The 21,185-nt window shown below is 65.3% G+C and carries 18 protein-coding genes and 1 pseudogene; 5 read left to right on the plus strand and 14 right to left on the minus strand.

Annotation, left to right across the window (positions count from 1 at the left end; translation table 11 throughout):
* Positions 1–387: pseudogene (locus tag ABIC94_RS19880) on the plus strand (type II secretion system secretin GspD); the annotation flags it as partial.
* A gap of 150 nt (positions 388–537) precedes the next feature.
* Here the strand turns inward: ABIC94_RS19880 and ABIC94_RS19885 are convergent.
* The 7 genes from ABIC94_RS19885 to ABIC94_RS19915 all read right to left on the minus strand — a co-directional run bounded on the left by ABIC94_RS19885 (position 538) and on the right by ABIC94_RS19915 (position 8,828).
* Complete coding sequence (locus ABIC94_RS19885; protein ID WP_354374708.1) at positions 538–2,703, minus strand: dockerin; 2,166 nt, start codon at positions 2,701–2,703, stop codon at positions 538–540.
* 58 nt (positions 2,704–2,761) lie between these two features.
* Positions 2,762–2,956, minus strand: a complete 195-nt coding sequence (locus ABIC94_RS19890) for a hypothetical protein (protein WP_354374709.1) — start codon at positions 2,954–2,956, stop codon at positions 2,762–2,764.
* 253 nt (positions 2,957–3,209) lie between these two features.
* Positions 3,210–5,144 (minus strand): alginate lyase family protein, encoded by a 1,935-nt coding sequence (locus tag ABIC94_RS19895; protein ID WP_354374710.1) that lies wholly within the window; start codon positions 5,142–5,144, stop codon positions 3,210–3,212.
* A 354-nt stretch (positions 5,145–5,498) separates the two neighbouring features.
* On the minus strand, positions 5,499–6,758 hold the full coding sequence (locus ABIC94_RS19900; protein ID WP_354374711.1) for a hypothetical protein: 1,260 nt from the start codon (positions 6,756–6,758) through the stop codon (positions 5,499–5,501).
* A 493-nt stretch (positions 6,759–7,251) separates the two neighbouring features.
* Positions 7,252–7,533: an alpha/beta fold hydrolase gene (locus ABIC94_RS19905; protein WP_354374712.1), complete on the minus strand. Its 282-nt coding sequence runs from the start codon at positions 7,531–7,533 to the stop codon at positions 7,252–7,254.
* A gap of 88 nt (positions 7,534–7,621) precedes the next feature.
* A complete protein-coding gene (locus tag ABIC94_RS19910) occupies positions 7,622–7,876 on the minus strand; it encodes an alpha/beta fold hydrolase (RefSeq protein WP_354374713.1) in 255 nt (84 codons plus the stop codon).
* A gap of 22 nt (positions 7,877–7,898) precedes the next feature.
* Complete coding sequence (locus ABIC94_RS19915) at positions 7,899–8,828, minus strand: NmrA family NAD(P)-binding protein (protein WP_354374714.1); 930 nt, start codon at positions 8,826–8,828, stop codon at positions 7,899–7,901.
* Between the two features lie 71 nt (positions 8,829–8,899).
* Between ABIC94_RS19915 and ABIC94_RS19920 the strand changes: the two genes are divergently transcribed.
* Both ABIC94_RS19920 and ABIC94_RS19925 read left to right on the plus strand, forming a co-directional pair.
* On the plus strand, positions 8,900–9,799 hold the full coding sequence (locus ABIC94_RS19920; RefSeq protein WP_354374715.1) for a LysR family transcriptional regulator: 900 nt from the start codon (positions 8,900–8,902) through the stop codon (positions 9,797–9,799).
* A gap of 575 nt (positions 9,800–10,374) precedes the next feature.
* A complete protein-coding gene (locus ABIC94_RS19925) occupies positions 10,375–11,313 on the plus strand; it encodes a pectate lyase family protein (RefSeq protein WP_354374716.1) in 939 nt (312 codons plus the stop codon).
* Positions 11,314–11,713: 400 nt separating this feature from the next.
* On the opposite strand, the gene ABIC94_RS19930 is transcribed toward ABIC94_RS19925, so the two are convergent.
* Positions 11,714–12,019: a hypothetical protein gene (locus ABIC94_RS19930; RefSeq protein WP_354374717.1), complete on the minus strand. Its 306-nt coding sequence runs from the start codon at positions 12,017–12,019 to the stop codon at positions 11,714–11,716.
* 468 nt (positions 12,020–12,487) lie between these two features.
* Here ABIC94_RS19930 and ABIC94_RS19935 point away from each other — a divergent pair, with 468 nt between their 5' ends.
* Complete coding sequence (locus tag ABIC94_RS19935) at positions 12,488–14,746, plus strand: putative bifunctional diguanylate cyclase/phosphodiesterase (protein WP_354374718.1); 2,259 nt, start codon at positions 12,488–12,490, stop codon at positions 14,744–14,746.
* A gap of 188 nt (positions 14,747–14,934) precedes the next feature.
* Here ABIC94_RS19935 and ABIC94_RS19940 read toward each other — a convergent pair whose 3' ends face one another.
* From ABIC94_RS19940 to ABIC94_RS19965, 6 genes are all read right to left on the minus strand, one after another.
* Positions 14,935–15,681: a lysophospholipid acyltransferase family protein gene (locus tag ABIC94_RS19940; protein ID WP_354374719.1), complete on the minus strand. Its 747-nt coding sequence runs from the start codon at positions 15,679–15,681 to the stop codon at positions 14,935–14,937.
* A gap of 25 nt (positions 15,682–15,706) precedes the next feature.
* On the minus strand, positions 15,707–16,990 hold the full coding sequence (locus ABIC94_RS19945) for a dihydroorotase (RefSeq protein ID WP_354374720.1): 1,284 nt from the start codon (positions 16,988–16,990) through the stop codon (positions 15,707–15,709).
* A gap of 139 nt (positions 16,991–17,129) precedes the next feature.
* Positions 17,130–18,092, minus strand: coding sequence for an aspartate carbamoyltransferase catalytic subunit (locus ABIC94_RS19950; RefSeq protein ID WP_354374721.1), 963 nt, complete (start codon positions 18,090–18,092; stop codon positions 17,130–17,132).
* A complete protein-coding gene (gene pyrR, locus ABIC94_RS19955) occupies positions 18,092–18,589 on the minus strand; it encodes a bifunctional pyr operon transcriptional regulator/uracil phosphoribosyltransferase PyrR (protein ID WP_354374722.1) in 498 nt (165 codons plus the stop codon). The genes ABIC94_RS19950 and pyrR overlap by 1 nt, the downstream gene beginning before the upstream one ends.
* The gene (gene ruvX / locus ABIC94_RS19960) at positions 18,586–19,044 is read right to left on the minus strand and encodes a Holliday junction resolvase RuvX (RefSeq protein WP_436318061.1); all 459 of its coding nucleotides are present in this window, start codon (positions 19,042–19,044) and stop codon (positions 18,586–18,588) included. The genes pyrR and ruvX overlap by 4 nt, the downstream gene beginning before the upstream one ends.
* A complete protein-coding gene (locus ABIC94_RS19965) occupies positions 19,044–19,643 on the minus strand; it encodes a YqgE/AlgH family protein (RefSeq protein WP_354374724.1) in 600 nt (199 codons plus the stop codon). The genes ruvX and ABIC94_RS19965 overlap by 1 nt, the downstream gene beginning before the upstream one ends.
* On the opposite strand from ABIC94_RS19965, the gene ABIC94_RS19970 reads away from it, so the two are divergent.
* Positions 19,644–21,143 (plus strand): cryptochrome/photolyase family protein, encoded by a 1,500-nt coding sequence (locus tag ABIC94_RS19970; protein ID WP_354374725.1) that lies wholly within the window; start codon positions 19,644–19,646, stop codon positions 21,141–21,143. It abuts the gene before it with no gap.
* Positions 21,144–21,185 lie beyond the last annotated feature (42 nt).

Raw genomic sequence — 21,185 nt, forward strand, 5'->3', positions numbered from 1 at the left:
GTGCTGGTGGAAGACGGCGGCCTGATCATGCTCGGCGGCTTGCTCTCGGACGACTACAACAACACGATCGAGAAGGTGCCCCTGGCCGGCGACATTCCGGTGCTGGGCAACCTGTTCAAGAACGAGATCCGCTCGCGCACCAAGAGCAACCTGATGATGTTCCTGCGCCCGGCGGTCATGCGCGACGGCGCCTCGTCCGAGGCTTTTGCGTACGACCGCTACGACGAGATCCGCGGCATGCAGCAGCGCGCGCAGCCGAACACCGACAACATCATGCTGCGCGGCGTGAACGCCGCGCCGGTGCTGCCGGAAGCACCGGCGCCCCGCCCGCTGCGCGGGGGGCTGCCGCCGACGGCCGATCCGGTCAGCGCACGGGAGCTTCCGTAGGGCAGCAAGCGACGCCCCGGGGACCTCGGCACCCCACGGTTCCGGCACCTGCCTCGGCGCGCACGAAGCCGCGGCGTGCCGGCGCATCGGGCAAGGTGGCCATCGCAGTTGTCTTGCGCATGAGCGATGCGGGGATGAAGCGGACGGGGTTCAGTTGCTGTACAACACGCCGCGGCCGGTGCCGCTCACATAGATGCGTCCGTAGATGTTCTGATCGGCCGCCATCACGCCGATGCCGCCGAACTGGTGAGCGTCGTCGTTGAAGCGAGTCCAGGTGACGCCAGCGTCATCGGAGCGGTACACGCCCCACACGCCGTTCACCACGCCCACCACGTAGACGGAGGCCGAGTACGCCGCACCAGGCGCTGCCTTGCCCAAGGCCACCAAGGTGGCGCCTTGGACGTCGGGCCACGGGTTGCTGCCCATGATCGACGCAAACTGGCTCAGCTTCGTCCAGGTCGCCCCCGAATCCACCGAGTGGTACACGGCGTTGCCGTCAGCCAGCCAGAGCTCGCCTTCGACGTTGGGGTTGACCGCCAGCGAGGTGTTCGCGAAGTAGCTGGGGGCCAGCCCCGCGTCCACCGAGCCCTGGCTCAGCGTGAACGTGCGGCCGCCGTCCGTCGACACGTAGACCTTGCCCGGCGTGCCCCACCAGTGGCCGCCGGAATCGTAGGCATAGACCTTGTTCGGCTTCTTGCGATCTGCGACCAGGTGGTAGGCGCGGGGGAAGATGGTGTTGATCGCGGGCAGATTGGTCGGCACCCAGGTGGCGCCGTTGTCCGTGGTGTAGGACGGCACCGAGTTGCCGGGCGCCCAGACCGCCCTGTTGCGCGCGGTGACGACGATGCTCGCTTCCCCACCCTTGTTTTCCGCGACGCCCGGCGGGTAGGTGGCGAACTTCGCCCAGGTCTTGCCGCCGTCGCCGGACCAGGCGCCGTAGCCGGTGCTGTTACCCAGGACGACGCCGATGGTGGCCATGTATTGCGGGTCGGACCACGCCATGTCGGCGGCGAAGCCGTTGCTCCAGCTGGTGGCCGGCGTCAGCGTCGGCTTGGTCGCGAGGTTGGTGTGCACCCAGGTGCCGATGTCGCCCATGCTGTTGATCAGGCTGTACGTGGCGCCGGCCGGCGGCGTGGCCAGGCCCAGGACGGCAGTCTCCTCGATGCCGTCGTTCAGCTCGTTCCAGCTCGGCGTGGCCGAGGACGCGTTGCGCGTTTCCCAGATCCCGCCGCCATGGCCGTACAGGATGTGATCCCGGTTGGCAGGATCGATCTCGATGTCGTCGGGCCATCCCCAGAAGGGCGCGTCGGCCGGCGCATGCGGCATGGCGGCCGCGATCTCGCGCCAGTTGCGGCCGGCATCGTCGGACAGCCGGATGATTTGCTGGCCGCTGAAGCTGCCCCAGGTGTTGGTCACACCCAGCACAATGCGCGTGGTCGAGCCGGTGCCGGAGACGGACACGCCGCCGTAGCCGGCGGAGTCGTTGCTGTCGAGCAAGGTCCAGCTGCTGCCGTCGAACTTGTACAAACGGGCGGGACCAGCGGCGCCTGGTCCGGTCTCCTTGGTGAACACGACATAGAACATGCCGTCCGCGGCGCGCACCATGTGCGGGATGTGATAGCCGGAGATCGGGACCGAGACCGGGGTCCACGAGGCGCCGCCGTTGCTGGACTTGTACAGGTTCGAGGCCAGGCCTGCTGTTTGGACGTAGTCCGGGGCGATGGGCGCGTAGATCGTCTGCGTGGCCGAGCCGCTGCCCTTGGTGCCGGTGTCGTAGACGACCGTCTCGACGCCCATCGCGCTGTTCATGCCCAAGGCATTGACCTCGTCCTGGGTCAACTTGGCGGACGACAGCGACGTGACCTGCGCCCAGGTGAGGCCCGAGTCGATGCTCTTCCACAGGCCGGCCGTGCGCGTGGCGTAGAACAGCGTCGAAGGCTTGTTGGGGTCGACCATCAGGCGTTCGCCGATGGCCCGGCCGGGGTTGTTGCCACCCAGGGGGAAAGGCAGAGCGACGTAGGTCCACTGGTCACCGCGGTTGCTGGAGATGTACAGGCGGCCGTTGCCCCCGGACGTGTACATGCCGGCGGCCATGTAGACGAGCTGGTCGTTGTTCGGATCAACGGCGATGCTTTCGACGCCATGGAACCGTTCCTCGCCTCCACCGAAGCCCGGGCCGTCGGTGATGGGCAGCCAGGCCGACGTGGCCTGGTTCCAGCGGTAGGCGCCGCCGACGTCGGTGCGTGCGTAGAGCAGATTGGCGGTCGTCGGGTGGAAGACGAGGCCGCTGACGTAGCCGCCACCACCGAACTTCAAACTCTTCCAGGTAGTGGCCTGAGCGGGTGCGGGTGCGGGTGCGGGTGCGGGTGCGGGTTCAAGCGCAGGCGCAGGCGCAGGTGCAGGTGCGGTTGCAGGTGCGGTTGCGGTTGCGGTTGCGGTTGCGGTTGCGGTTGCGGTTGCGGTTGCGGTTGCGGTCGCGGTTGCGGTCGCGGTTGCGGTCGCGGGTGTGCCTCCAACGAGCGCTGCTGTCGAAGTGCCCGACGACCCACCGCCACAAGCCGCGACCCATGTGCTCAGCAGGCCGATCGCGATGAGCCGCGTGCGATTCCAGTTGCGGGGGATCGTGGATAGAACTGACGACGATCGGTCAATGGAGACCTCACTCATCTTTCTTGAAATCTGTGACATTTTGGCATGTTGTGTGTAATTGTGCGAATGCCGCAAGAACCGAACCACTCAGATCGTCGCCGCACGACCCTGAAAAAACCGACAGGATGCGTCGCCCGGATCGACTGCGCTGTCGTTTGCGGTGGCACCGTTCACTATCGGACGGCCGGCGTGGCGCTGTCCGTGGGAGAACGGCCGCTCGTTCCGGCGGAGTTGCTCGCCGTGACGGTGTAGTAGTAGGTGGTGCCATTGGTCACGGAGGTGTCCGTGTAGCTGCTGCCCGTGACGCCCGACGCGATGGTCTCGTAGGGCCCGCCGCTGAACTCGGAGCGGCCGATCGTGTAGCCGGCGGCGCCAAAGGAGGCCTGCCAGCGCAGCGGCACGGCGCCATCGCCCGGCGAGGCCAGCAGCATGGCGGGTGCCTCCGGAACGACGCGCGGCGCCCCACCGTCGCCGCCGGTGATCTGCACGTTGCTGAAGGTGGAACTGTTCATGGTGCCCCAGGCGGCCGAGGCGACCACCAGACCGACATAGATCGTGTCGGGAACAGGGGCGTTGATGCGGCCGACATCGGTGGCAGCCCAATTGGTGCCGTCGGGAGAAACGTAGCCGGTGATGATGTTCCCGATGCGCTCGAGCTTCACCCAGTACGAGCCCGTGGAGCTGGCGATGTCCATGGCTTTGGTCCCATAGTTCGTGCCGCCATACACCGCGAGCTTCGGCATGCTCTGTTCGACCTGGCCCCTCCCGGAGAGGGCCATCCAGGCGCGGGGAGCGCCTGTTTCCAGGCTTGTCCGCATCATCACGCCCGCCTTGGCGGCCGGGTTGGTGTTCTGGACGGACTCGACTTTCGCGATGATGGCGCTGTTGCCGGTGAGGGCCTTGTAGGTGAAGTGGCAAGCGTCTTGTGCGCCCCAGAAGATGTCGTTGCCTGCTCCCTGAACTGTCCATTTGCCATTGGTGTATGTGGCCATGCCGGCTGGGGTGGCGCCCCCGAAGTCAACATTGCTGAACCCCGAGGTGATCGAGGTGGTCGAAGGAATGGGCAGCGCCGGCGGCGGCGTCGCCTTGGAGGTGTCGGACTCCCTGAGGAACATGAAGCTGGTGCCGTCCACCGGCATCCGGAGGCGCCTCTGTGCGATGAAGGGTGCCTGGAGACCCTTGCGCAGGACGTAGGCGTTATAGATCTGGGTCAGCGCCGTGATCCCGCCATTGGCGCCGTCCCAGCCGCGATTGGTGACGTCGGTGAGGTAGTAGCGATCGGTGGTACCGAAAGGAAGGGCTGTCGTTGGGACGAGCTCGTTCACTCTCGCGAAATACTCACCCGCCGCCAGCAGGCGGTTGTCCAAGTCGGAATAAATGTCGATGCCTTGGGTCCAGAGCGCCTCGGCGAGCACGGTCAATGACTTGAGCTGCCCATAGGCGTGCCCCTGGTCGCGGAGGTAGTCGCCGAGCATGCCGATGTCATTGGAATTTCGCAGCCCGATGTGGGCGAGCGTGCGCGTCTGGTAGACGACCCTGTCCAATGTCTCGATGTCGTCGTTGTAGATCGCCATCAGTCCAAGCGCAGTGAGGGCCAGTGCGCCCTTGTTGGCGGCGCCGAACATGCTTTCGCCATAGGGGTTCGCCGCCGGCATCAACACGTCCTTGAAGTACTTCTTGACGATCTCCGTGTCGGCCTCCTTCCAGCCCGGCCATGTGGTGCGCAGGATTTCCGCGCCGCCCACGAAATCGAGCGCGTAGTCGCCCAAATCGAGCATCGACTCGCGACCCGAGAACTCCGTGTGGGTGGTGGCCCACCCCAGCAGCAGCCACTTTGCAATCTCCGCGTATCGCTCGTCACGGGTGAAGTACCACATCCGCGAGAGATTCGAGATCGCGACCATATCGGAGCGCCAAGCATTGAGATTCTCGTCGGGGGCGCGGCTCACCTTCGCGAACGGGCCACCACGCCCTCGGTAGCTGAGCCTGGAGTTGGGACTGTTCGCCAATTGGTTGTAGCCGGACTTCCACGGTTCCTTGCCCTGCTCGATGTTCGCCTTGAGCGTCTGAAGATCCGAGAGGCTGACCCCAACGCCTGGATGCTTCATGCCGCGGGCCACCGGGGTGTTGTCTCCCGGGGCGGCGGGGATTTCAGGGGTGGCTCCCGTTCCCGTGGTGGCGGGAGTCTCCGGTGTGCCTCCTCCGGCAGCGGGGACCTCCGGGGTACTCCCCGCGACAGCAGGGGCTGGAGCGCCTGCCTGGAAACTTCCCGAATTTCCGCCCCCGCAACCCGGGAGCACGACCGCGCTCAACACGAGCAATGCAGCAGCAAAATTGGTTTTATCAAACATGGGAACCGTTAGTTAATGCGCAGAAAGGTCGCGGGACCCGGCGCGCTTTCCACATACATGTGTCGTCGAATACATCGCCGCCGGATCAAGTGCGATTCCGGCGTCCGATCGCTACTTCAAGGTCGCACCGCCTCGCGCCAGGTACTGGCCCGAGAGGCGGGCGAACTGGCCGCCATCGGTGGCGAGCGAGGTCTGATGGCTGCCACCTCGGCTGAAGACGATGGCGAAGGTGTGGATGTCGCCGTACTCCTGGGCGTTGCGCAGCATGTAGTCGACATGGTTGTCGCGGTAGTGCTGGTCCGTGCCGCCGGGCGTATCGGACGGCACGCCCATCGGCGTCTGCCACCACAGGATCGGGAGGCCGTTGCCCAGCACTGCGCGGTAGTCGGAAATCTGCTTCTGGGAGTCGTGGAAATTCGGGCTGGTCTTGTTGCTTGCGTCCCAGTAGAACGTTCCGCTTCGCCCCGTGCATTCGTCGGGCGGCGATTCAGCTTCCCAGCAGCCCGCGTCGCGGTCGCTGGTCTGGGCGACGATGAAGTCCGCCTTGTCTGCCCCGACCGCGCGCATCTGCGCGCCGATCTCGGCAGCGGTGCCGCTCCAGAAGGAGGGCGGGAATCCCACCAGCGCCTTGGGCGCGATCTGCCTGCCCATCTGCACGAGGCATTGGCCAAGGCCTGCGGCGTTGTCCGGCAACCCGGCGCATTCGGGCTGGTTGCTCACGATGGCCGGCACCCGCGTCGCATCGCGGCCAGGCGCCTGCGATGCAAGGAATCCCCAGAAGTCCGGCTCCAGGTTGATCAGAACGGGCTGGCGCAGGTCCGCAATGAGCTGGTACATCAGCCGCGTCTGCCCCCAGTATTTGTTCATGAAGGTCGCGTCGTTGATGCCGCTCAGATCGCCCTGCATCTGGTAGAGCGTGAACATGGAAATCGCGCCGTAGGCCTGGTTGGCTTGTGCGGTGTATGTGATGAACGCGCCGTCGGGACTGTTCCAGGTGGTCCAGGATTTTTCACCGGTGCCCACGAGGTAGGTGTCAATGATGTCCGGGTGAATGTTCTGGCTTTTCATCTGATCGATTTCGCCCAAGCCGAGCCCGAACAGCATCCGGGCGGGCTTGCCGAGCCTGGTCACCAGTGCGGTGGTCGCAGGGACGGGCGAAGTACCTCCATCTGTGCCGCCCCCCGTGCCGCTCGTGCCGCCTGTGCCAACGCCACTTTGGCCGGTGCCATTGCTGCCTTGACTTCCACTGCCCAGACCGAAGAGGCCGGCCAGGCCACTGCCTTGGTTGCTGCCGCCACCTCCACCGCCGCAGCCCGACAGGAGCACCGAAAGCATCAGTGCGGAAACGCATCCTCGGGGAAACATCATCATGAGCAAGATTTTTTTAAGATTGAAGAAGACCAGCCGCCGCACGCGTTGCGTACTTCGCATGCAGGGATTGCTGTCGTCGCGCATGGCCAACGGCGTGCCGCAGGCCGGGCCCGGATCCACTCGTCGACCGGGCCATGAGGTGCACGATTCATGCCTCAGTTCCCCGCCGGGAAGAGCACGTCAATTGAGCCTGGAAAGTGACGCGGAGCGTCGCTTCGGATTCGCCGTGCGACAAGTTATGGCCAGCGCTTAAGTGAAGTCCGACAAAAATGGAAGCACCGGCGCATCAGACCGAACCTGACTAACACTTGTGCCTGACAAGGCACTCCATTCACGATGCAGCGATCGACGGAGTAGAACAGCCAAGACCTCATCCCTTGTTTTTTGACTGCATCGAAAATCGAGATTCACTCACTCATTCTTCAGGGGAATGGCGTTGTTCTCTCTCGCGTGCGCTCGTGCCTCTGGGCGCCAGGACCGCGCTCTACGAAGTTCAGATGCCGTCACGTTGTGTGCGCCTGATGAAGTCAAGCATGAGCGGCACCGCAGTGGCCGCGTGCGTCTCGAGCAGGAAGTGTCCGCCGTCAAGAACATGCGCTTCCATGCGCGGCAGATCCTGCATCCACGACAGCGTTTCGGCGATATCGAAGTAGGGGTCGTGACGGCCCCACAGCATGAGCGCAGGCGGTTGCCATTCTTTCAGGTACTTCGCGATCGCATCGAAACGCGCGGCGTGGTTCTTGTAGTCGGCAATGAGCGCGCGCTGGGTTTCCATGCGCCCCGGAAGATTCATCACCCTCCGATCATGGCGACGACTTCTTCCGGCAGGCCGCCGGTGTATTGCTCGCGGGTGAACTCGAAGGTCAGGTCGACGGCTGCGGCTGCTTCGTTCTCCTGGTCGGATTCGACCAGAACCTCAATTGGGCGTCCCAGACCGGGCCAAAGCCGGAAAGGTCGGGCGCGATCACATGGGCGACTTGCGACAGCTCGGGTATGACGTTCCGAAACTCGCGCGCGGAGCTCGGGAATCCATGCAAGAGCGGGATTGCGGGCCTGGACGCCTCCCCTGCCGTGACGAAGGCCAGCTCCGTGCCGATCACCCGCAGGATAGGAAGCATTTCGCTGCCTGTGAAGGACCCCTCAAGTCTTCTCGAAAGCAGGCCGGAAAACCGTGGCCGCGAAATCCGCGAGCGTCGTCGGGGTGATCTCGGTAGGGCCTTTGTCGTACTCGCCGTCGAGGCGTCCCGTGGAGAAGGCCGCGCTCATTTCCTCCAGCTGCGCGGCGGCGCTCGCCGAGAAGCCCTGCTGCAGCAGCGCCGCCTTGGCTTGCTCCGGATCGGATTGGACGTAGGCAAGATCCGGCTTGCCGATGGCCTTGCCGAGCAGCGCCGTCGCTTCCTTCATCGTGTAAAGGCTTGGTGCGCGCAGATGGAGCACGCGCTTGCCCTTGCCCGAGGGCGTGCGCAACTCGCGCGCGATGACTTGCGCGATGTCGGCGGTCGCCGCCATCGGCAGCGGCGAATCGGGCGCGGTCATGTCCGCGTACGCGCCGATGCTCCGGATCATCTCTATCGCGGCCAAATGGTTCTCGAAGAAGTAGCCGGGCCGCACGTGCAGCACCTCAACGCCGGCGAGTTCGTCGAGGCGCCGCTCCTGCCGATGCAGGCCCACGATCGGTCCGGTGCCCGAGCTCACATGCGCGCCGACGCTGCTCAGATTCACGACGCGTTTCACGTCGGCCGCGGCGATTGCGCGTGCGATGGCATCGCCCAGACGATCTTGCTCGGCAAGCATATCGTCCGCCGTGTAGTCGGTAGGGATCATCGTGTAGACGGCCGTGGCACCGGCGAACGCGCGGGCCAGGAAGCCTGCATCGCCGATGTCGCCAGCCGCGACATCCGCGCCCGCGGCCTCCAGGGAAGCGAGCGATCCCGCATTTCGGCCGACAACGCGTACCGTCGTGCCTTGTCCGAGCAGCAGTGCCGCGACTTTGGAGGTGATGTTGCCGTTGGAGCCGAGAAGTACATACATGGCGATTCCCTTCATGGGTGAGGTTGCGATGAGTGCCATGGTGCGCGTCGCGGTTGTTTCCAGAAAGCGCCTGCGGGAGAATTCATTGTCCAGTTGTGGAGAACAATCGCATGAAGGCTCCCGCCATCTCCTTTGGCCGCCTGGCGGCCTTCGTCGCGGTCGCCGAGGCCGGAACCTTCACCGCCGCGGCCGAACGTCTGAACACGACCAAGTCCGCAGTCAGCCAGGCGGTGGCGTTGCTCGAGCGGGAGTTGGGCACGCAGCTGTTGCTGCGATCCACGCGCAAGCTCGCAATCACCGAAGCAGGGGCGGCATTTCTCGCTGATTGCCGTGAGCTGCTGGCCGGCGCGGAGGCTGCGATGGAGCGGGCACGCTCGGGGCACGCGCAACCTTCGGGTACGTTGCGGCTCTCCAGCCCTCAGGGATCGGCCGGCATGGTTGCGAGCTGGATCGCGGCTTATAGCGAACGCTATCCGGCAATGCGCGTGGACTATGTGCCCACGGACCGCAAGCTCGACCTGATTGCCGAGCACTTCGATCTCACGATCCGCATCGGGCCGATGGCCGATTCCGGCCTTCGCGCGGTGGTGCTCGAGGAACTCGGGCTTTGGATTGTTGCGGCGGCCAGCTACCTCGCCCGGCATGGCACGCCACGCAAACCTGCGGAGCTCGCAAGCCACGAGTGGATCGCGCTGTCGCTGCTGCCGGCTCCATGGTCGATCGATCTCGAGCGCGGCGGCCGAAAGGTGCGTGTGAAGCTGCGCGGCTCGATCTCAGCGGCGAGCACGGACGCCGTGCTGCAACTGGTGCGCCAGGGCGCGGGCATCTCTTTTTTTCCGAGTACGGCAAACCTGCGCGCCGAGGTGGAAGCCGGGCGCCTTGTTCGTCTTTTTCCTGGCTGGGCGTCGGGTCGCATGTTTCTGTACGCGGCCTATCCCGGCAATATCGCTCCTCCTGCAAAGACGCGTGCGTTCATCGACCTTGCGAAGGAAGCGGTGCGATCTGCATAGCTTCGTCACTAAGCGACAAATATGTCGTTCCCGAGGCGAACCAGCTGCCTCGTTCGCGGAAATCTCGACCACTTCTGACAAAGTGCGCTCGCCTCGACGAGAAGAAGCAGAAATGCAATGTCGGCACGCAGCGTGCATATCGACATTGCCCGCGGCCTGGACAGTTCGTCCTTCATGCCGGGGCATCGACTCATAAAAATATCATGAAGAAATTGAAGCAAACAAACCAGGAGTTGCATCGGTCGCGTGCTGCGGGTGCTTTATTGACGTCGCTTGTGCTGGTGGCCTGCGGTGGCGGTGGAGGCGGTGGGACGGGTTCGCCCGCAGCACTGACTGCATCCGCTCTTGCCGCTGCTCCCTCTGCCTCCTCTGGTCCTTCTTCCTCCTCCTCCAATCCCTCCACCCCCTCCGATCCCTCTACTCCCTCCAGCCCTTCGACTCCCGATGCTCCTGCGGCTCCCGGTTCCTCCGAACCTGCACCAGCTTCCACTTCGAGCACCCTTAGCGGCGGGTTTGCCGGCGAAGTCACCGGAGGCGGCAAGGTCGCGGCCATCACGGTCTCTACCGCAGCGCAGATGCAGGCCGCCATCGACGCCTATAGCGGCACGGGCGGGCTGGTGATCCGCTACAACGGAACGTTCGACTTCTCCAGCATCACCGACGCCTGCACGCAGTGGCAGCGGCCGGCAGGCGCTATCGTCGAGATCGAGGACAAGAGCGACATCACCATCGAGGGAGCCGACAATTCGTCGGCCAACTTCGGGCTGGCCATCAAGGCCGATGCCACGAACATCGTCATCCGCAACATGACGATCGGCCTGCTGCCGGGTTCGATCGATGCGATCGGCATCGAGGGCCAGGGAGGCAATTTCCCGAGCCACATCTGGATCGACCACAACACGCTGTTCAGCAGCCTGAAGGAGTGCTCGGGCGCTGGCGACCTGGAGTTCGACGGGCTGCTCGACAACAAGGCCGGCGCGCACCATATCACCTATTCGTACAACCACATCCACGACCATCACAAGGTCGGCCTCATCGGCTCGAGCGACAGTGATTCCAGCGATCGCTTCATCACCTTCCATCACAACGTCTACGAAAACGTTGGCTCGCGCCTGCCGCTGCAGCGCGGCGGCTACACCCACCTGTACAACAACCTGTACAGCGGCGTGATCACCTCGGGGGCCAACATCCGCATGGGCGGCTTCTCGCTGATCGAAGGCAACTACTTCGAGAACTCGAAGAATCCCGTCACTTCGCGCGACAGCTCGGCCATCGGCTTCTGGGAACTGCGCAACAACAACATCAAGACGCCGGCCGACTTCAGCACCTTCGGAATCACCTGGGTGGCCAGCTCGTCCTCACCGTCGCGCGACGCAACCGACTGGATCACGACCGCGACCTTTCCGGTTGCCATTCCCTACGCGTACACAGCGCAGGACCCGGCTTGCGTGAAACAGAAGTTGCCCGATGTTGCCGGCGCAGGCAAGGCCCTCGCAAGTCTCACCTGCAGCTGACGACGGCTGGGCGATGCCGGAATGCCTATTCCGGCGCGGCGGGTGTCTGCAGGTCTGGCGACGACGCCTGTTGCTGGTTTTGCAATGGGCCGACCAGCACGATCGGTCCGGGTTCGCCCAACGCCCTGCGCCCAATGCCTCTCACGAGGTGGCGTGGCAAGTGGTGCGTTCTTCGAAACTGGTCCAGAGCCTCGCTGCGCGCTGGCTCGGACGCCGGTAGAAACATCTGCAATACGCTCATGATGTCATCCCGTGAAAGCCAGAAAAGAATGTGGCTGGCTCGCTTTGATAGGACCGGAGCCTCGGGTTTCAAACGCGACCTCTGGCGCGGCCGCAGGCGGATTATGGGCGCCGAATGCCGATACGGTTGTAAGCCCCGCTGGCAGTAGTGTTGCTGCGCTCAGCCGCCGGACCGCTCCAGCCTGGCGCCACCTTCAGCAGCCCGGCGGCGCGCCCGGCGTGTGGCCAGTTCCGTTGCCCGTTGCAGCGCCCGCAATTGATAGGTCACGTCGTGGATTTCGCCGATCAGACCGAACTGCGTGCGAGGTTCGATGCGATCGCCGGAGCGCCCGCGCCAGTCCAGAAGTGCCGAGACGCCGTGCGGTGCAATGAAGTGCATCAGTTCGGCAACGCAGGTGGCGACATCGTCCGCAGCGGCTCTCAGAGCGGACGTCGCTGTATCGACCTCCGCATCGCGCTTCGTCATTGCTTCCTTGACCGTTGTGCAGGCAGGCGGTTTCGGGCGCCTTTCCGTGCTTCGCTCATGCATGTTTTTATCCACGGTGTTCGATTCCGAAAAGGGGTTTATCGCGCTGGTCGGCGAACAGCATCGGCGGGCAATCCGCCGACTTGAAGGTGCGCATGCTAATTCCATCCCCCGCCGAGTGCCAGAGAAGGCGCAGAACCGCGTGGGATGCGAGACCGACTCTAAAGGATTCATAAAGACCGGGAGGGGCAAGGTCACGCCGCCGTGCGCTCGAGCAACATTCAATCGCGCGAAATGGCGTGTCAAAGTGTCTAATGCAATGAGCATGCAGGGGCCGCCACATGAGGCCGATATGAGGCCGATATGAGGCATTTGGACTGCATATGCAGGCAGTCCGCAGCGTCGGTGTCGGCACTGTGCGGCGTTCACGCTCGAGCTTCCGATCAAGAAGGCAGAAGAAGAGACCCTATGAGCGAAAAACAGAATCGACGCATTCTTCTGGCGGACGACACGCCCGCCATCCACGAAGACTTCAGGAAAATTCTGCTGCCGGAGGCCGCGGCCTCGGACCTGGACGACATGGAGGCCGCGCTGTTCGGCACCTCGGCCAAGCAGGCCTCGGTGGACTTTCTGCTGGACAGCGCCTTCCAGGGGCAAGAAGCGCTCGCCAAGGTGCGTGAGGCATTGGAGGCGGGCGAGCCCTACGCCATGGCGTTCATCGACATGCGCATGCCCCCGGGGTGGGACGGCGTCGAGACGATCGAGCAGCTGTGGCGGGTAGACCCGCGCCTGCAGATCGTGATCTGCACGGCCTATGCGGACCAGTCATGGGTCGAGGTGTTCGAGCGCCTGGACGCGCGCGACCGCCTGCTGGTGCTCAAGAAGCCGTTCGACCCCATCGAGGTGCGCCAGCTGGCCAGCGCGCTCACGATGAAGTGGCAAATGACGGAAGACGCCGCCTTCAAGATGAACCAGCTCGAACAGGCCGTCGAAGAACGAACCCGGGAGTTGTCCGATGCCAACATCATCGTGCAGAACAGCCCGACCATCCTCTACCGCCTGCGCGGCGAACCTTCGTTCCCGCTGATCTACATCTCGCACAACATCACCAAATTCGGCCATGACCCGGCCAGCCTGTTGGCGAACCCGAACTGGGCGGACGTTCTGATCGACCCGGCCGACCAGGCCGGGGTCGCCGATGCGATGGCCCGCGTTCTGGAGAAGGACGCGGAGGGCGCTTCCATCGAATACCGCCTGTGCACGGGCGACGGCGGGCGGCGCTGGGTCGAGAACCGCTATGTTCCGGTTCGCGACAAGGACGGGCGGCTCATCGAGGTCGAGGGCATCGTCATCGACGTGACGGAGCGCAAGGCCGCGGAGGAGCAGCTGGCACGGCTCGCGCGCACCGACGGGCTGACCGGCCTGGCCAACCGCGCCACCCTCATCGAGCGCCTTCACCAGGCCCATGCCGCCGCACGGCGAGGCTCCGTGCCGTTTGCGCTGCACTGCCTCGACCTGGACCACTTCAAACCGGTCAACGACACGTTCGGCCATCCGGCCGGCGACCTGCTGCTGCGCGAGGTGGCTCAGCGCCTGAAGAATTGCACGCGTGAAACCGACGTGGTGGCTCGCCTGGGCGGCGACGAGTTCGCGGTGCTGCAAAGCGAAATGGGCGAACCGGCGGCCGCGGGCGCATTGGCCGCAAAGATCCAGCAGGAGCTGGCCCGCCCGTACATGCTCGACGGCAACGAGGTGCATGTCTCCGCCAGCATCGGCATCTGCCCCTACATCCCGGGCAGTGCGAGCCCGGACGAAATGGTCATGCAGGCCGACCTGGCGCTCTACCGGTCGAAGGAAGAAGGGCGCAACCAGTTTCACTTTCACTCGGAGGAAATCGATCTGGAAGTGCGCGACCGCGTCGCGCTCGGCGAAGACCTGAAGAAGGCCATCGAACGCGAAGAGCTGGAGCTCTACTACCAGCCGCAGGTCGAGCTGTCTTCCGGAAAGATCGTGGGCGTGGAAGCGCTGCTGCGCTGGAACCATCCCGAGCGCGGCCTTCTCGACGCAGGTGCATTCGTACCGATTGCCGAGCGCACCGGCGGCATCGTCATGCTGGGCCGCTGGGTGCTGAACCAGGCGTGCAGGCAAATGAGCCTGTGGCGCGAGCAAGGCGTGCAGCCCCCTGTCGTGGCCATCAACCTGTCTCTCGGGCAGCTCAGGAAGGGCAACGAACTGGTCCGCGACGTGGTCGAGAGCCTTGCGAAATGGCAGCTCGACGCATCCGTTCTGGAGTTCGACGTGACGGAGTCGACGCTGGCCCAGATGACATGGACCCACAACGACGTACTGCCGCAGTTGCGGGCGCTCGGGGTGCGGATTGCCATTGACGACTTCGGCACCGAATACTCGTCGTTCGAATACCTGCGGACCTACCGCGTGAACCACCTGAAGATCGCGCAGTCGATGCTCAAGAGAGCGGTCGACGATCCCGACAGCGCGGCCACGGTGCGCGCCATCATGAACCTGGCGCGGGAGGCCCGCATCGGCATCATCGTCGAGGGGCTGGAAACGCAGGCGCAACTCGCCTTTCTCCACTCGACGGGCTCCACGACACTTGCGCAGGGCTACTACTTCAGCGAGGCCGTGGTTGCCAACGAGGCAGGCGACTTTCTGCGCACGGGCACCATGGAACAGAGCGAACGCAGCAAGGGCGAAGACCACCAATAACCCGCGGCAGACGCCCCGGCCTACACATGTAGGCACTCGCCCACGCGCATGAACTGATTTCTCCCGCAAGCCTCGGCCATTGCAGCGATCAACCTGCGGTCATGCATTGCGGTTCCTCCTCACGACGCATTCGTGCGTCGTTAAGCGCTCCTTCGGGAGCGCTTTTTTTATGAGTGCTGTCCCTGCCCTCAGTGCGTTTCCCGGCGCAGCTGCTGCACGTCTTCATGCAGCGACTGCGCCCAGGCGCGGCGCTCCCGGCCGAGCGGCGACTGCGGCTCCCCGAAGCGCACGATGGCCAGCAGGGGTGGCGCGCGCAGCGTGTTCCAGAGCGAGGTCAGCAGGTTGTCGTCGTCGATATAGCGCGGCGCCTGGCTGGTTTCTCCGGTGGCCGCGTCGGCAAAACGCAGCGCGGCGGGCAGCACCGGCGCGCCCGATGAAATGGCGGCCTGCAGCAGGTTGGCGTGAAAGGGCAGCAGCCCGCGCCCGTCGCTCGTGGTGCCTTCGGGGAACACGCCGATGCGGTCGCCCTCGCAGAGCGCTTCGGTCATGTGGTGCACCACGCGCAGTGCATCGCGCCGGCGCTCGCGCTCGATGTAGAGCGAGCCGGAGCCGGTGGAGAGCGTGCCGATCAACGGCCAGTGCTTCACGCCCGACTTCGAGACAAAGCGCACGTGGCATGCGGCGTGAATGGCGGTGATGTCCAGCCACGAGAGGTGGTTGCAGATGAGCAGCACCGGCCCCTCCGCCGGAGGCTTGCCCTGCACCTTGAGCGTGACGCCCATGATCTCGAGCAAGCGCCGCGACCACTGCTGCACCCGCAGGTTGCGTGCTTCCTGCGAAAGACCCGGAAAGGTGAAGCGAATGGTCCACCAGCCGGCCAGCGCGTGCCCCACCGCATGCAGCAGGCGCCAGCAGGCCTTCAGTGAATGAACCATCGGGACGTGCGCCCTCTTCTTCTCTTCAGCCGTGGACCACGCGGCCCGCAACCAGGGTGTGGAGCGCGCGCCCCTGCAGCGGGTAGCCCGCGAACGGCGTGTGCTTGCCCTGGCTCTTGAGCGCCTCGGGCTGCACCTGCCATTCGAGGGCCGGATCGAACACGCACAGGTCGGCCACGCCGCCTTCGGCCAGCTTGCCGATGCCGGTGCCCGCATCGGCGGCCGTCAGCAACCGCGCGGGCGCGGAGGTAATCACTTCCAGCGCGCGCGAAATGCCGGCGCCGCTGCGCTCGCCCCATTGCAGCGCAAGCGGCAGCAGCAGTTCGAGCCCGGTGGCGCCGGGTTCGGCTTCGGCAAAAGGCAGCGTCTTGGCATCGGCCTCGACCGGCGTGTGGTCGGACACCAGCGCGTCGATGGTGCCGTCGGCCAGCGCGGCCGAGAGCGCGTCGCGGTCGCCCTGCTGGCGCAGCGGCGGGTTCAGCCGCGCGCGGCTGTCGAAAAAGCCGATGTCAGTGTCGGCAAGGTGCAGCGAGTTGATGCTGACGTCGCAGGTGAGCGGCAGCCCCTGCGCCTTGCCCGCGCGCACCAGCGCCACGCCCGCGGCACTGGAAATGCGGCACAGGTGCACGCGCGCGCCGGTGCTCTTCATGAGCTCGATGATGGTGAAAATGGCAATGGTCTCGGCCGACACCGGCACGCCCGAAAGACCGAGCCGCGTGGCGAGCGGACCGCTGGCCGCCACGCCCTTGCCCAGGTCGCGGTCTTGCGGACGCAGCCACACGGTGTAGCCGAAGGTGCTTGCGTAGAGCAGCGCGCGCTGCAGCACCTGGGTGTCGGCCAGCGGCACGTCGGCCTGGCTGAAGCCGATGCAGCCGGCCTCCGTGAGCTCGACCATCTCGGTCAGCACGCCGCCGGCCAGGCCGCGTGTGAGCGCGCCGAGCGGAAACAGGCGCGCGCCCTGCAGCTTCTCGGCGCGGAACTTGAGCATTTCGACCAGGCCGGGCTCGTCGAGCACGGGGTCGGTGTCGGGCGGGCACACGAGGCTGGTCACGCCGCCCGCGATGGCCGCGGCCATTTCGCTTTCGAGCATGCCTTCGTGCTCGTAGCCGGGCTCGCGCAGGCGCGCGGCCAGATCGACGAGGCCGGGCGCAACGACGCAGCCCGCGGCATCGATGGTGCGCTCGGCCTTGAAGCCGGCCGGCGCGTGGCCGATGCCGGCGATCTTGCCGTCGGCAATGGCGATGTCGGTTTTCTTGTCGGTGCCCGATGCGGGATCGACCACGCGGCCGTTGGTGATGAGGATGTTCATGCGTCTGTACTTCCGGTGGCAGTCAGGGCCTTTTCGGGAAACACCGTGGAACCGGCTTTGCCGGGCCACTGGTGTTGCCCCCGGTAGGGGGTTGGCGAAGCGACACGAAGTGCGCGAAGACTGGGGGCGAGCAACATGTCTATGCTTCGTTACCTGCCACGATGCTCATCACGGCCATGCGCACCGCGATGCCGAAGGTGACCTGCGGAAGGATCACGCTCTGTCTGCCGTCGACCACGGCCGAATCGATTTCCACGCCGCGGTTGATCGGGCCCGGATGCATCACGATCGCGTCCGCCTTGGCCAGCTGCAGTTTCTCCGGCGTGAGGCCGTAGGTCTTGAAGAACTCTTGCGACGAAGGCAGCAGCGCGCCGCTCATGCGTTCGTTCTGCAGGCGCAGCATGATGATGACGTCGCAGTCCTTGATGCCCTCTTCGAGCGTGTGGCACACGCGCACGCCCATGCCGGCCATGTCGCCGGGCACCAGCGTCTTGGGGCCGACCACGCGCACTTCGGCGCAGCCGAGCGTGGTGAGCGCATGAATGTCGGAGCGCGCCACGCGCGAGTGCAGCACGTCGCCGACGATCGCGACCGTGAGGTTCGCAAAGTCCTTCTTGTAATGGCGGATCGTGTACATGTCGAGCAGCCCCTGCGTCGGGTGCGCATGGCGGCCGTCGCCGGCGTTCACCACGTGCACATGCGGTGCCACGTGCTGCGCAATGAGGTAGGGCGCGCCCGACTCGCTGTGGCGCACCACGAACAGGTCGGCGGCCATGGCGCTCAGGTTGGCGATGGTGTCGAGCAGCGACTCGCCCTTGGTGGCGGAGGAGCGCGCAATGTCGAGGTTGATGACGTCGGCCGACAGGCGCTTGGCTGCAATCTCGAAGGTGGTGCGGGTGCGGGTGCTGTTCTCGAAGAACAGGTTGAACACGCTCTTGCCGCGCAGGAGCGGCACCTTCTTCACCTCGCGGTCGCTCACGCTCGTGAAGTTGGCGGCCGTGTCCAGGATGTGCGTGACGATGTCCTTGGGCAGGCCCTCGATCGACAGCAGGTGGATCAGTTCGCCGTTCTTGTTGAGCTGCGGGTTTCGCTTGTAGAGCATCAGCTGTTCTCCTCCACTTTGAGACTGAACGCACCGTCGTCCGCACGGGCGAGCGCGAGGAGCTGGGTATCGGGCAATGTGAGCTTCGCGGCCGCGAAATCGGCGGCCACTGGCAGCTCGCGCCCGCCGCGGTCGACCAGCACCGCGAGCCGCACGCAGGCCGGGCGGCCGAAGTCGAACAGCTCGTTGAGCACCGCGCGGATGGTGCGGCCGGTGTAGAGCACGTCGTCGAGCAGCAGCACGTCGGTGCCATTCACGTCGAAGGGCAGCGAGGTCTGCGCGCTGGCCGAGAGGCCGCGGCGCGCGAAGTCGTCGCGGTGCATGGCCGACGAGATGACACCGGGCGCTCCGGCGAGGCCCAGGTCTTTCTGCAGGCGCTCGACCAGCCAGGCACCGCCGGAGGTGATGCCGACCAACTTGGTTTCGGGGCGCAGCAGCGCCTTCACGCCGGCCAGCAGCCCTGTGTAGAGCACTTCGGCATCGGGTATTGAACTCAAGGGAGACTCCTCAAAAATTGCTCCAGGATGATGCAGGCGGAGGCGGCATCGGCATCGCGCGCGCCGGAGGCCAGGGCCTCGGTGGTGCTGTAGCGCTCGTCGACCTCGAAGACCTGCAGATTGAACCGGCCGCGCAGCTGGCGGGCGAACTTCTGCGCCCGGCGGGTGTTCTCGTGCGGGGCGCCGTCGGGGTGATAAGGCACGCCGACGACCAGCGCGTCGGGCTGCCATTCCTTGATGCGCGCCTCGACCTGCGCGAAGCGGGCATCGCCCTCGGCCTTGATGGTGGCCTGCGGGGTCGCGGCGCCGAGCAGGCGGTTTCCGCTTGCGACGCCGGTTCGCTTCAGGCCGAAGTCGAAGGCCAGGAAGCTCTGGAAATGGGGAGGAACGGCAACAGGAACAGGAACGGAAGAAGAAACGGAGGGAGCGGGAGCGTCTGGCATGGCAGCGGCCATCACGCGTGTCCCGCTTCCGGCGACAGTTTCCATGCTTCCAGACCCAGCAGCAGCAATGCCCTGTCGTAGCGCTGTTCGACCGGTGTGTCGAAGATCACGGCCGGGTCGGCGCTCACGGTAAGCCAGCTGTTTTCGGCCAGTTCCGACTCGAGCTGGCCCTCGCCCCAGGCCGAATAGCCCAGCGAAACCAGCACCTTGCGCGGCCCGGCGCCGGTGGCCAGGGCCTCGAGCACGTCCTTGGAGGTGGTCATTTCCAGGCCGCCGGGAATGGTCATGGTCGAGGCATAGACCGATTCGTCGGGCTTCTCGGCATGGGAGAACACCGGCTCGTGGAGCACGAAGCCGCGCTCGGTCTGAACCGGGCCGCCCTGGAAAACCGGCGAATTGCCGAGTTCGGGGCGGGCGAGGTGGAGCTCGATCTTCTCGAACAGCTCCTTGAGGTTGATGTCGCTGGGTTTGTTGATAACCAGGCCGAGCGCGCCGCGCTCGCTGTGTTCGCAGAGGTAGACGACGCTGCGGTTGAAAGTTTTATCTTCCATCCCCGGCATCGCGATCAGAAAGTGATGCGTGAGGTTCATCGGGGCAGAATCGGCAGCCATATGCCGCCGATTTTACTGGCCGTCGACAAGACCTATCCCAAAGGGCTCATGTGGTTTCGCCGCGACCTGCGCGTGGACGACAACGCGGCGCTCTACCAGGCCCTGCGGGCCTGCCGGCAGGTGGTGTGCGTTTTCGTGTTCGACCGGGCCATTCTGGACCCCCTCCCCCGCGTCGACCGGCGGGTGGAGTTCATCCGCGAATCGCTCGTGGAGCTCGACGCCGAGTTGCGGGACCTGAGCGGCGGGCTGATCGTGCGCCACGCCGCCGCGGTCGATGAAATTCCGGCCCTGGCCCACGAACTGGACGTGCAGGCCGTTTTCGCCAACCGCGACGACGAGCCCGACGCGCTCGCGCGCGACGCCCAGGTGCTCGGCGCCCTGGCGAATGCAGGCGTGGCTTTCCACACCTGCAAGGACTCGATCGTGTTCGACCGCGACGAGGTGATGACCAAGACCGGCCAGCCCTACACGGTGTTCACGCCCTACAAGCGGGCCTGGCTGGCCAAGGTCGACTCGTTCTTTCTCAAGCCATACCCGGTTCGGGCGTACGCCGACGCGCTGGCGCCGCCGCCGGAGGCCTGGCGCGCGCCGGTGCCCTCGCTCGAGGAGATCGGCTTCCAGGAAACCAACCTTTCCGAGCTCGAGATTCCCACCGGCACTCGGGGCGCGGCGGCGCTGTTCGAAGACTTCTTCCAGCGCATCGACCGCTACGACGCGGCGCGCAATTTTCCGGCGGTGCGGGGGCCGAGCTACCTGGGCGTGCACCTGCGCTTCGGTACGGTGTCGATCCGGCAGTTGGCAGGGGTGGCGCACCAGCTTTCGCTGCAGGGGGACGCGGGCGCGGCGACCTGGCTCAGCGAGCTGATCTGGCGGGAGTTCTATTTCCAGATCCTGGCGCACTTCCCGCACGTGCACTCGGGCGGCGAATCGAAGAGCTTCCGCCCCGAGTACGACAAGATCCAATGGCACCACGGCAAGCATGCCGACCAGCTGTTCGAAGCCTGGTGCCAGGGCCGCACCGGCTACCCGCTGGTGGACGCGGCCATGCTGCAGATCAACCAGAGCGGCTACATGCACAACCGCCTGCGCATGCTGACGGCGAGTTTTCTCTGCAAGGACCTGGGGCTGGACTGGCGGCGCGGCGAGCGCTACTTTGCGCTGCACCTGAACGACTTCGAGCTGGCTTCGAACAACGGCGGCTGGCAATGGGCAAGCTCCAGCGGCTGCGATGCGCAGCCCTACTTCCGCATCTTCAACCCGGTAACGCAGAGCGAACGCTTCGACCCCGAAGGCAAGTTCATCCGCCGCTACCTGCCGCAGCTGGCGGGGCTGTCGAATGCCGCGATCCACGCGCCCTGGACGGCCTCGCCCGTGGAACTGGAAGCGGCGGGTATCAAGCTCGGCGAAACCTACCCCCACCCCGTGGTGGACCATGCCGAGGCGCGCGAGAAAACGCTGCAGCGCTACGGCGTGGCGCGGGCGAAGGCGCTGCAAAAATAAAGGGGCCCGGCGGGCCCCTTTATTGGTCGAACGCTGAAGAAC

The sequence above is a fragment of the Variovorax paradoxus genome (assembly GCF_040544635.1).
Lineage (GTDB): Bacteria > Pseudomonadota > Gammaproteobacteria > Burkholderiales > Burkholderiaceae_C > Variovorax > Variovorax paradoxus_R.